The following is an 11,873-nucleotide window of genomic DNA, read 5'->3' as shown; positions in this document are numbered from 1 at the left end:
ACAGATTCTTAGCTTTGGTTTGTAAAGTATAATTCTTCCGTACGGAATTAAATTTCATTCTTAAGACTGATGAAAAAAATTATTTTAGCTTCTGTTTGCTTGTTCTTTATTTCGAGTTTAAGCTCTGCGCAAACGTCCAAAACATCCGCGGCCGACCGCAAAGTTTGGCTCGCTTATATGGATAAAATTGCCCGGCCGGTGCTGTCAAATATTGCGACAGAGCAGTTGAAAGAAAAAATGCCCGTTGTGTTATCCAAAAACATAGACAATCCGCAGTCAAGAACCTCAGTTTCTTATTTAGAAGCTTTCGGGCGTACGTTGAGTGGAATATCGCCCTGGCTAAATTTGGAAGGCGGAACAAAGGAAGAAATCACTCTAAGGAATCAGTACCGCCAATGGGCGTTAAAAGGCCTTGCCAATTCTGTTAACCCGAATTCTAAAGATTATTTGAGATGGGATGGGGGACAGCCATTGGTTGATGCGTCATTTGTTGCTTTAGCGCTGGTACGCTGCCCCTGGCTTTGGGAGCAATCGGATAAAAAGGTGCAGGAGCAGGTGATCGAGGCTTTCAAGAAAACACGCAACACCATTCCGGTATATACCAACTGGATATTATTTTCAGGGATGATCGAAGCCTTTTTTTGCAAGTATGATTTAGGATACGATAAAGTTAGGGTAGAGTTTGCAGTGAGAGAGTTTGCCAATCATTGGTACACCGGCGACGGCTTGTATTCCGACGGAATGAATTTTTCGTTCGATTATTACAACAGTATTGTTATCCACCCTTATCTCGCCACTATTCTTGAAGTAGTTAACACGAAGCAAAAGACCTATAACTGGTACGCACCAAAACTTGAGAAAATAAATCAGCGCTATGCGGAGATTTTAGAACGGCTAATCCATACTGACGGATCATATCCCGCCAGCGGACGTTCGATTACCTACAGGGCGGGAGTATTTCATCACCTCGCAGATATTTCCCTTCGAAAAAAACTACCAGCCTCATTAAAACCTGCACAGGTACGTGGCGCGTTAACCGCAATGATCAAAAAGACGCTTGAATCGCCCTCTACATTTACCAAAGACGGCTGGCTTACCATTGGTCTGTACGGAGCACAACCAAGTTTGGGAGAGTTCTATATTACTACCGGAAGTTTATATATCTGTTCCAATGTTTTTCTTCCGCTCGGCCTTGCAGATACGGATGAATTTTGGACTTCTGCAGCTGAACCCTGGACGAGCGTGAAAATTTGGTCGGGGCAGGATGTTGCCGCAGATCATGCGGTTGAAATTAAATAAAGGGCAATCTTTTAACTAAAATCAGCTGGTAACTTGATGTGAAAAATTTTATCATCAAGTTTTGCAATCGGTTGCATAGCGCATTGATTTTTGTATCTTAGTCCGTTGTAACCCTTGTGGCTGCATTGTATCGATGTATGATTCCGGAAAAAGAAATCACCATTTATGATATTGCAAAATCCTTAAATATCTCCGCAGCAACTGTTAGTCGTGGCTTGAAAGATCATCCCGGCATCAGTAAGCTAACTAAGAAGCGCATCTTCGACGCTGCTAAAGACATGGGATATCGGTTTAATTCGCTGGCAAGTAATTTAAGGAGGCAGCGAACCAATACTATCGGGGTGATTGTGCCGCGTCTCAACAGCAGCTTCATGTCCGACGCCATTGCTGGAATGGAGCAGGTAGCCAATCAGGCAGGCTACAACCTCATTATAAGTCAATCTCTTGAAACAGTAAAAAAGGAAGTCGAAAATTCCTTAACCATGTTTAATAACAGGGTAGACGGCTTACTGGTTTCTTTAGCCTACAACACTCAGGATATTTCCCATTTCGAAGCGTTTATAAAAAAGGGGATCCCTGTCATATTCTTCGACAGGATTTTTGAGCATATTAAATGTCCCAATATTATAATCGATAATTACCAAGCAGGATACGAGATCACTAAGCATCTCATCGCGGAAGGTGGGAGGAGAATTATGCATGTGTCCGGCAATCAATCGAGAAATGTCTATTCGGAACGTTTTCGTGGGTACCGGGATGCCTTGGAGGAATTTAATCTGCCCTTTTCGGATGAATTACTTATCGTAAATAACCTCACTGCGTTGGAAGGGATAGAAACCGCGGTGCAGATTTTAAGCATGGAGAAAAAGCCCGAAGCGGTATTTGTTTCTAACGATACCTGTGCAGTGGCTTGTATGCTCGAGCTAAAGAAGCAAGGGATTAAAATCCCGGAAGATATTTCCTTCGCCGGGTTTAACAACGATCCAATAGCGAAGGTGGTTGAACCTAACCTGACTACCATAAACTATCATGGCGAGGAGATGGGTGAGCTCGCGGCAAACATTCTTATCAGGCATTTAACAAATAACCTGGAGATAGGGCCGGCGCATACAACCGTTCTGGGGCACGAACTGATCGTCAGACAATCCTCTACTAAAAAAATAATCTAATTACTCATATGAAAAAAATTGTAGCTCTTGTGGTTTTCCTGTTTTTAAGCCAATTTCTCAAAGCCGAAAACGGGTACGATTTGTGGTTAAGATATCATCCGGTTAAAAATCCTTCAAAACTAAAAACCTATCGGGCTGCCGCTTCCGAGTTAATATTTCCTGCCTCCTCAGAAACCCTAAGGGCTGCAAAGTTTGAGTTAACTCAAGGTCTGCGAGGATTATTAGGGATGAGTATTCCTGAAAAGCAAACCATTAGTAAACCAGGCGCAATTCTTGTCGGTACGCCAGTAACTCTTGGCCTCCTGAAGGGGCTCATTTCGTCGGAAAAGTTAAGGTCGGTCGGGCGGGAAGGGTATATCATCCAAACCCTGAACCACAATCAAAAAAGAGTTACTGTTATTACGGCTAATACTGATATAGGAGTGCTTTACGGAGTGTTTTCATATCTCAAACTATTGCAGATGGAAGAAACCGTGGCTAATTTATCTATTGAAGATAAGCCTTCTATAAGCCATCGATTGTTAAATCATTGGGACAATCTAGACCGTACAGTTGAACGCGGGTATGCGGGCTTTTCCTTATGGGACTGGCACAGGCTGCCTGATTACATTGATCCTCGTTATAAGGATTATGCCCGGGCAAATGCCTCAGTAGGAATTAATGGTACGGTTTTGACCAATGTAAATGCTAATGCCTTGATCCTGAGTAAAGAATACCTGGCCAAAGTTGCGGCCCTGGCAAATGTTTTCAGGCCTTACGGGATTAAAGTGTATTTAACTGCCCGTTTTAGCGCTCCCATAGAACTAGGGAAGTTAAAAACTGCTGATCCTTTAGATACCAATGTAAAAGCCTGGTGGAAAGCTAAAGCAGATGAAATTTACTCTCTGGTTCCGGATTTCGGAGGCTTTCTTGTTAAAGCAAATTCTGAAGGACAACCCGGTCCGCAGAACTACGGAAGGAACCATGCCGACGGCGCAAACATGCTTGCGGAGGCGGTTCAGCCTCATGGTGGAATTGTAATGTGGCGTGCTTTCGTTTACGATAACAAGGTGCCGGACGATAGGGCAAAGCAGGCTTACAACGAATTCAAACCGCTTGACGGCCAATTTAAAAGCAATGTCATGATTCAGGTGAAAAACGGCGCGATTGACTTTCAGCCGCGCGAACCTTTTCACCCCCTGTTTGGAGCTATGCCGAAAACACCGCTGGCTATGGAATTCCAGATGACTCAGGAATACCTCGGCTTCGCCACTCATCTCGCTTATCTGGCACCCATGTTCGAAGAAACGCTAAAGTCAGATACCTATGCTCAGGGCGCTGGTTCTACGGTGGCGAAAGTGATTGATGGAACTTTGGAAAGCCATATCCTTACGGGGATGGCCGGTGTTTCAAACATCGGAAATGATATTAACTGGACGGGCCATCCCTTTGCACAGGCAAACTGGTACGCTTTTGGGCGGCTTTCTTGGAATCCTGAAGCCTCGTCTGTAAAGATTGCGGGCGACTGGTTGAAACTGACTTTTTCAAAAGATGCTGGTTTTGTTGAAGATGCTAGATCAATTATGATGTTATCCCGCGAAGCGATAGTAAATTATATGACGCCTCTTGGCCTCCACCATTTAATGGGATGGAGCCATCATTATGGTCCTGGCCCGTGGATTAAAGATAAGGAGAGGGCAGACTGGACATCGGTATACTACCATAAGGCAGATTCTTTTGGAATCGGATTTAATAGAACCAGTAGTGGCAGTAATGCGCTAAGCCAGTACGCCCCCGAGGTCAAAGCAAAATTCGAAAATATTAATACCTGTCCTGAGGAATACTTATTGTGGTTTCATCATGTATCCTGGGATCATAAAATGAAGTCGGGCCGAACGTTGTGGGAAGAACTATGTTACAAATACAACAAGGGCGTAGACGATGTGAAGGTAATGCAGAGCACCTGGAACCTGCAAAAAGGAAAAATTGACAAGGAACGCTTCGAACAAGTGAAATCATTGTTGGCTATCCAATTTAAAGAGGCACAATGGTGGCGTGATGCCTGTGTGCTTTATTTTCAGCAATTTTCGAAAAGGCCGGTTCCCGCCGGGTATCCAAAGCCAGCGCATTCATTAGAGTATTATCAAAAATTAGAATTTCCCTACGCACCAGGGATATAACATATAGCAAAACATGGAATCAATACAGAAAAAAAAGATCGCAATAGTAACAGGCGGTGCTTCGGGGATCGGCCTGGCGATAGCAACAGAATATGTAAAGAACGACATCTTCACCATCATTATAGGCCGTGATAAAGAAAAACTCCAGCAGGCGAAAAATAATCTTGGCGATTTATGCGAGACTATTTCCTTCGATCTGGGAAACTTAAAACAGATTCCCGAATTGGTTAAAGATATTTCGGCCCGCTATGGCAAAATTGATATTCTGGTTAATAATGCCGGTATCAATATGAAAAAGGAGTTCTGCGATGTAACAGATGAAGATTTTCAAAGCATTTTACATACCAACTTAAGCTCTGTTTTCGCAATGTCGAGAGAAGTCGTAAAGTGTATGATCGAGAAGGGATCTGGTTCAATTATCAATATTAGTTCTATGGCATCTCAATATGGTATCCCCAAAGTGATCGCATACACTGCCTCAAAAACAGCGATTGATGGTATGACCCGAGCGATGGCTGTAGAACTTTCCCCAAAGGGAATTAGAGTTAACTCGATAGCTCCTGGATTTATCGCAACTGATATGTCGGCCAAAGCATTGAATAGCGATCCTGAACGGAAGCAGAAGGTGATGTCGCGTACGCCCATGGGCTTTTTAGGCGAAACAGCTGATATCGGTGCGACTGCTTTATTCCTTGCTTCCGATGGAGCAAAGTATATTACCGGGGTAGTCTTGCCCGTAGATGGCGGAAATTCGATAGGCTTTTAGAAACATTGCCGGCTGCTGTAAAGATTATAAGCACGCGGCAAAGCCCTGATCACTCTATAGAGTTTGCACCATTGACGAAAATAGCCACTTCACAAATCCTGTTATAATTAACAAGGCTACCAGGAGGATAACAATTTTTCTTGCTCTTCTGAGAGTTGTGCTCTGGCTCAACTGAGGTTTTAACATGCTGAATAAAGATATGAAAATGATTTGTTGCTTAACGCAAATAATCAGTCAGCGTTCCAGGTCTTTCAGCACAGTCCATCCAAAGAAACACACCTGACTTAATGGTTGAGGGCGTGATGTCTTTATATGTAATAGTCCGGAATATGTTTCAGAAATTATTTAGTTCTAGCAATGGCCCAGAGCATAATAGATCAAAATGAAAATAACGATGGTTGAAAGACAGCCGCCGCCAAGTTTTTTTGCGCCATAGCCCGCAATTAGTGCTCTGAATAGGTTGTTCATATATTGTCAGTTAAGTTCTTTGAATAACTCAAAACCGAGTAGAAAGTTTGGAAACGCGCACACAATATACCTGCGGGAAGGGCAGAAGAGGTCAATAGTAGTGAAGTACATGCCAGGGCATGAGATGTTTCTGCGTGAAGAGTTGTGCGGACCGACAGAGTTTTAGCCAAATAGATAGTTTCACTCTGGCGGCCCGGTGCTATGAACAATAGGGACGATTATCCCCGGATATCAGCTGATCAAAATCTTTATCCCGATAAAGATTGCAATTAATAGCAAAATAACTTCTACCACTATGGTAGCTGTTGCAACGTGGTTAATAAGGGTGTTTGCTTTCATAACGAGATTAATTTAGTGGTAATTAAAAATACGGTTAATTTATTGAAAATCAAATAATTATTGTTTTATTTCGGTCGGATATACGTATAGGCAGCGTGATATTGGTTTATAGGCTCGACCACCAGATCAATGATATGCAATGGTAATATTTGGTTGTTGCTTAACATAAACTTAACACAGTCTGCTGCTTTAATTAACATTGGCTTAATACTTTTGGATGCTCGGAATAATCTGGGCATCATTCATTTTATTGCTAACATAATATCAGCATGATTGTTAGTCCTGAAATGAACTAATTGGCGGAGTTAACATTAAATTAAACGTATAGCAATTTTTACAAGTCATGAAAATTACAAAAGCTACTCTTTTTATTGTATTGATCGCTTTTCTAGCCTCTTGCGGAGGTGGGAGCAGTAAAAAGGCATCCGGGACTTTAAGCGGAGAAATCAAAATTGACGGTTCCAGTACCGTTTATCCTTTGTCCGAGGCAGTTTCCGAGGAGTATAGAAATGAGGAATCGGGGGTTAGAGTTACCGTTGGAGAGTCGGGTACTGGTGGCGGCTTTAAAAAGTTTTCAAGGGGCGAAATTGATATAAATGATGCTTCGCGGCCAATTACCTCTGAAGAGATCGAGCTTTGCAAGCAAGGTGGTGTTGAGTTTATCGAGCTTCCTGTAGCTTACGATGGACTTGCAGTAGTGGTAAGTAAAGAGAATGACTTTGTTGATTTTTTAACTATCGCCGAGTTGAAAAAACTTTGGGAGCCTGAAGCTCAGGGCAAAATTAAAAATTGGAACCAGGTTCGGGCCAGTTTTCCGGATCAGCCCATCAATTTATACGGCGCTGGAACTGCGTCTGGAACGTATGATTATTTTACAGAAGCTGTTGTCGGAAAGGCAAAATCTTCTCGTGGCGACTACAATGCTAGTGAGGACGATAACGTATTAGTAAAAGGTGTATCTTCTGATAAAAATGCTCTGGGATATTTCGGCTTGGCATATTACGAAAACAATTCAGATAAACTGAAGCTAGTGCCAATTAGCGCTAATGGAAAGCCGGGAATTCTTCCCAGTCAGGAAACCGTCAGCAACGGAACCTATACTCCTCTATCGCGCCCTGAATTTATTTATGTAAATGCGAAATCGGCCGATAGGCCTGAAGTGAAATCTTTTATTACGTTTTATCTGGAGAACGCCGCGTCATTGGCGCAGGAAATAGGCTCGGTTCCTTTGAAACCGGAAGTGTATAAATTGGTTCAGGCCCGTTTTGATAAAAAAGTTACCGGTAGCGCCTTTGGGGTTGGGCGCAGCACGATTGGCGTGAACCTGACGGAAGCATTAAGTTCTGGAACAAAGTAATGATTTTAACGCTTCCGGATTCCCCGGAAGCATTATTCCTCCCTTAAATGGTAAGCGTTAAAGAAAGAATAATTGAAGTCATCCTTTTCCTGTGCAGTCTTCTAACGGTGTTGATCACTTTGGGTATCATCGTTATTCTGGCTTCAGAGACGTTTAACTTCTTTTCTAAAGTTTCGATTATTGAATTTTTTACCGAAACCGAGTGGACTCCCTTGTTTGCTAACAAGAAATTCGGGATTCTGCCTCTTGTTTGCGGTACGTTACTCGTTACTGTAATTGCAATTTTAGTGGCTCTACCACTGGGGCTTACTATTGCCGTATATTTAAACGAATACGCCAATCAGAAATTTACCGCTGTGGTAAAGCCTTTGTTAGAAATTCTGGCTGCTATTCCTACGGTTGTCTATGGGTTTTTCGCCCTCACCTTCGTAACGCCGTTGCTGCAAAGAGTACTTCCAAATTTGTCGGGCTTTAACGCCCTTTCAGCAGGGCTTGTAATGGGTGTTATGATCATTCCTTATATTTCCTCTCTAAGCGAAGATGCATTGAGGGCTGTGCCAAAATCGCTGCGCGAAGCCGCTTACGGCATGGGGTCAACGCGTTTACAAACCGCATTCAAAGTAATGGTGCCCGCAGCTTCTTCCGGAATCATAGTTTCTGTTATTCTGGCTATTTCGCGTGCCATAGGCGAAACCATGATCGTGGCAATTGCCGCCGGACAGGAGCCAAAGCTTACGCTGAACCCTTTAACTTCACTCGAAACTATAACTACTTATATCGTCCAGGTAAGTATGGGAGATGTGCCAAGGAATTCTATCGAATACAGTACCATTTTTTCGGCCGGAATCACTTTGTTTATTTTCACATTCCTGTTAAATAACATCAGTTTCGTTATAAAGAGAAAATATCACCAGAAGTATGAATAATTCACAGGTAAACAGAATTAAGGATACGGCATTTAAATTTTTTGCAATCGCGTGTACCTTCTTCGGACTTCTGGTTTTGGCGGTTCTATTATATGATATCCTCTCGAAAGGCCTCACCCGTATAGACCTCGACTTTATCACTAATCTCCCCTCCCGGCGGGCAGCTAGTGCAGGTATTTATACCGCTTTGCTGGGTATGATCTGGATTCTTGTACTCACGGTAATTATTGCATTCCCTATCGGTATTGCCGCAGGTATATATCTCGAAGAATATGGGAAAAGAAACCGCTTTGCCAATTTTATTGAAATAAACATTGCCAATCTGGCTGGTGTTCCTTCTATAATTTACGGTATCCTTGGCCTCGAGTTGTTCGGACGAATTCTTGGTCTGGGTAATAGCATTCTTACCGGTAGCTTAACGCTTTCTTTGTTGGTACTACCTTTAATTATTGTATCTACCCGCGAGGCAATTAAAGCGGTTCCAAAATCAATTCGGGAAGCAGCCTATGGCCTGGGCGCAACAAAATGGCAAACGATATACTCCATTGTTCTACCATCTTCTTTTGGCGGGATATTAACAGGCCTGATTCTTGCGATATCGCGGGCAGTAGGAGAGACCGCTCCGTTGATCGTAATTGGAGCGCTTGTTTATGTGCCTTTTGCGCCAACTAATCCGATGGATGAGTTCACGGTCCTTACCATACAAATATTTAACTGGGTTACTCGTCCGCAGGCCGGATTTGTAACCAATGCCGCTGCTGCCATAATCATATTACTTTTATTTACCTTTATGATGAATGGGATAGCAGTTATCCTAAGAAACAGGTACAACAAAAAAACTCGATTTTAATTCAGAAATGCAAAAGCTTGAAGCAAGAAATGTAAATTTATTTTATGGCGAGAAACAGGCCTTGAAAGACATCAGTTTGGGAATCGATCCCAACACCGTTACTGCTTTCATCGGGCCGTCGGGATGTGGAAAATCAACCTTTCTTCGTTGCTTTAACAGGATGAATGATTTGATCGACAATGTAAGGATCACCGGTGATATTCTTATTGACGGAAGAAACATTTATAAAAGCAAGATCAACGTTGACGAGCATCGCAAAAAGATCGGAATGGTATTTCAGAAGCCCAATCCTTTTCCGAAAACGATTTATGAAAATGTAGCTTTTGGATTAAGAATAAAAGGTGTAAAAGATAAGTCGGTTCTGGACGAGACCGTTGAACGCTCATTAAGACAAGCAGCCTTATGGGACGAAGTTAAAGATGACTTGAAAAAGTCGGCTTTATCCTTGTCTGGCGGGCAGCAGCAGCGTTTATGCATTGCCAGGACTATGGCTGTTGAGCCGTCTGTGATCTTAATGGATGAGCCCGCATCAGCACTTGATCCCTTGTCGACTGCCAAAATAGAAGAGCTGATATATGAGCTAAAGAGCAAGTATACTATCGTTATTGTGACTCACAACATGCAGCAAGCCGCAAGGGTAAGTGATAAGACGGCCTTCTTTTACCTGGGCGAGCTTATTGAATACAATACCACCACCACAATTTTTACTAATCCGAAAAAGGAGCAGACCCATAATTATATAACCGGCAGATTCGGATAACATATCATTATAACTATGACGCACTTAGAAGAAGAGTTACAGAAATTAAAGGCCGAGATGACCGAGATGGCTCAGTTGGTAACAGCCCAAATAGAGAAGAGCCTGACTGCCTTGACTGAAGGTGATAAAGACCTGGCAAGCGAAGTTATTTTCAATGAGAAGAGAGTAAACGCCTACGAGTTATCTATTGATAAGGAATGCGAAAATATTCTCGCATTGCTAAATCCATTTGCGACGGATATGCGCTTCGTTTTTGCTACTTTAAAAATCAATAGTAATTTCGAACGGATAGGCGATAGCGCTGAGGGAATTGCGCAGTATTTGTTGATGGCTGGCGAATGTTTCGATAAAGAACTGATAAAAGTAACCAGGTTTTCGGTGATGGCAGATACAGTGAATCTAATGCTGCAGTCTATTTCAAAGGCCTACGAATCTGGCGACACGAAACTGGCGCGTACCATTTTTAATCAGGACAATATCCTCGATGAGATCAATAAAAATGCAACTGAAGTAATTGCAAGCTATATTTCGCAGAAATCGGCTAATGTGCATCAGGCGCTTTACCTGCTAACTATTATCCGCAAGCTGGAAAGAGTGGGAGATCATATCACAAATATCGCCGAGGAGATCATCTTCCATATGGAGGCTAAAATCCTAAAACACATTAAGAAAATAAAGAAATCGGAAGCGTAAATAAATAAGCCATCCCAGATCGGATGGCTTATTTATTTTGACCTATCTCTTGGTTGGCTTAATACCTTCTGTGGTCATCACCACCCGTTTCATGGTTCCATCTCTTCGATACTTCAAATAATCGATACATACAGATCGCCTGAAACTTCCGCCTTCGGTCGGAACACCTCCATTGTGATAAATGAAATATGATTTCCCCTTGAAATCTATAATTGCCTGGTGATTAGTATTGGAGTTCCCGGCAATTTCGTTTAAAATGCCCTTGTATTCCCATGGACCGTGGATACTCCTGCTCATCGCGTAAGCAATCTTCTCCGGAAACTGGTAGGCATACGAGAGGTAATACCATTTTTTACGCTTATGTACCCAGGGCGCTTCCGTAAAGTTCGGCACCGAAATTTCTTTGAAATCGCCGTCCATCTCGGTCATATTATCTTTAAGTTTCACGTAATGTAGCGTGGTATTCCCCCAAAACAAATAAGCCTGCCCGTCATCATCAATAAATACTGTCGGGTCGATATCGTCCCAACTGATCTTTGCTTTTTTGGTCATATCGTTGGTAATCAATGCCGACCCACGGGCATCTTTAAATGGCCCCAGAGGATTATCGGCTACCGCGACACCGATCGATTTACCATGAATGCTTCCATGACTAACCGTGGCAAACCAGTAAAATTTGCCATTTCTTTCAATTACCTGCGAAGCCCAGGCATCGTCTTTGGCCCATTTAAAATCCTTTACAGTTAAGGGTACCGGATGTTCTGTCCAGGTTACCATATCCTCGGACGAGAAAACCAGCCAGTCGTGCATCACATAACCCTCTCTTTTTACAGGAGGGACATCGTGTCCCGTGTAAAGATAAACTTTGTCTTTATAGACCAGGGCTGCCGGATCAGCCGTGTATTTGTGCGAAAACAGGGGATTTCCGTTTGTATTTATGGTAGTATCCCGTTGTGTTGCAGTTGCCTGGTTAGGGCACAGTAGTGAAAGAAAGATCCCTCCGATGGAAAAGGAGGTTTTCATAAATTGATTAAGTGTCATATATACGTTTATTGTTGCAATATAAAAAACTGATTCTACGCTGCAA

At 42.7% G+C, this 11,873-nt stretch carries 10 protein-coding genes; 9 read left to right on the top strand and 1 reads right to left on the bottom strand.

The genetic code is table 11. From position 1 onward, the window contains the following. Positions 1 to 69: 69 nt before the first annotated feature. From J3P43_RS14625 to phoU, 9 genes are all read left to right on the top strand, one after another. Positions 70 to 1,299: a DUF2264 domain-containing protein gene (locus J3P43_RS14625; RefSeq protein WP_255903692.1), complete on the top strand. Its 1,230-nt coding sequence runs from the start codon at positions 70 to 72 to the stop codon at positions 1,297 to 1,299. Between the two features lie 137 nt (positions 1,300 to 1,436). Next, positions 1,437 to 2,468, top strand: coding sequence for a LacI family DNA-binding transcriptional regulator (locus J3P43_RS14620; RefSeq protein ID WP_255903690.1), 1,032 nt, complete (start codon positions 1,437 to 1,439; stop codon positions 2,466 to 2,468). A gap of 8 nt (positions 2,469 to 2,476) precedes the next feature. Continuing rightward, positions 2,477 to 4,627, top strand: a complete 2,151-nt coding sequence (locus tag J3P43_RS14615) for an alpha-glucuronidase family glycosyl hydrolase (RefSeq protein WP_255903688.1) — start codon at positions 2,477 to 2,479, stop codon at positions 4,625 to 4,627. Positions 4,628 to 4,640: 13 nt separating this feature from the next. Continuing rightward, positions 4,641 to 5,393, top strand: a complete 753-nt coding sequence (locus J3P43_RS14610) for an SDR family NAD(P)-dependent oxidoreductase (protein ID WP_255903686.1) — start codon at positions 4,641 to 4,643, stop codon at positions 5,391 to 5,393. 1,150 nt (positions 5,394 to 6,543) lie between these two features. Beyond that, complete coding sequence (locus tag J3P43_RS14605; RefSeq protein WP_255903684.1) at positions 6,544 to 7,557, top strand: PstS family phosphate ABC transporter substrate-binding protein; 1,014 nt, start codon at positions 6,544 to 6,546, stop codon at positions 7,555 to 7,557. Positions 7,558 to 7,604: 47 nt separating this feature from the next. Further along, positions 7,605 to 8,483: a phosphate ABC transporter permease subunit PstC gene (gene pstC, locus J3P43_RS14600; RefSeq protein ID WP_255903682.1), complete on the top strand. Its 879-nt coding sequence runs from the start codon at positions 7,605 to 7,607 to the stop codon at positions 8,481 to 8,483. Then, positions 8,476 to 9,333 carry a phosphate ABC transporter permease PstA gene (pstA, locus tag J3P43_RS14595; RefSeq protein WP_255903680.1) on the top strand — a complete coding sequence of 286 codons (858 nt, stop codon included), beginning with the start codon at positions 8,476 to 8,478 and terminating at the stop codon, positions 9,331 to 9,333. Before pstC ends, pstA begins: the two co-directional genes overlap by 8 nt. A gap of 7 nt (positions 9,334 to 9,340) precedes the next feature. Beyond that, the gene (pstB, locus tag J3P43_RS14590) at positions 9,341 to 10,093 is read left to right on the top strand and encodes a phosphate ABC transporter ATP-binding protein PstB (RefSeq protein WP_255903678.1); all 753 of its coding nucleotides are present in this window, start codon (positions 9,341 to 9,343) and stop codon (positions 10,091 to 10,093) included. A 15-nt stretch (positions 10,094 to 10,108) separates the two neighbouring features. After that, a complete protein-coding gene (gene phoU / locus J3P43_RS14585; protein ID WP_255903676.1) occupies positions 10,109 to 10,786 on the top strand; it encodes a phosphate signaling complex protein PhoU in 678 nt (225 codons plus the stop codon). Positions 10,787 to 10,828: 42 nt separating this feature from the next. Here the strand turns inward: phoU and J3P43_RS14580 are convergent, their stop codons facing one another. Then, the gene (locus J3P43_RS14580; RefSeq protein ID WP_255903674.1) at positions 10,829 to 11,809 is read right to left on the bottom strand and encodes a glycoside hydrolase family 43 protein; all 981 of its coding nucleotides are present in this window, start codon (positions 11,807 to 11,809) and stop codon (positions 10,829 to 10,831) included. Between the last annotated feature and the right edge of the window lie 64 nt (positions 11,810 to 11,873).

This window comes from Paradesertivirga mongoliensis, from assembly GCF_024436395.1.
GTDB lineage: Bacteria > Bacteroidota > Bacteroidia > Sphingobacteriales > Sphingobacteriaceae > Paradesertivirga > Paradesertivirga mongoliensis.
The sequence above is the reverse complement of the archived record's forward strand: the minus strand, read 5'-3'. Positions and strand labels throughout refer to the sequence as shown.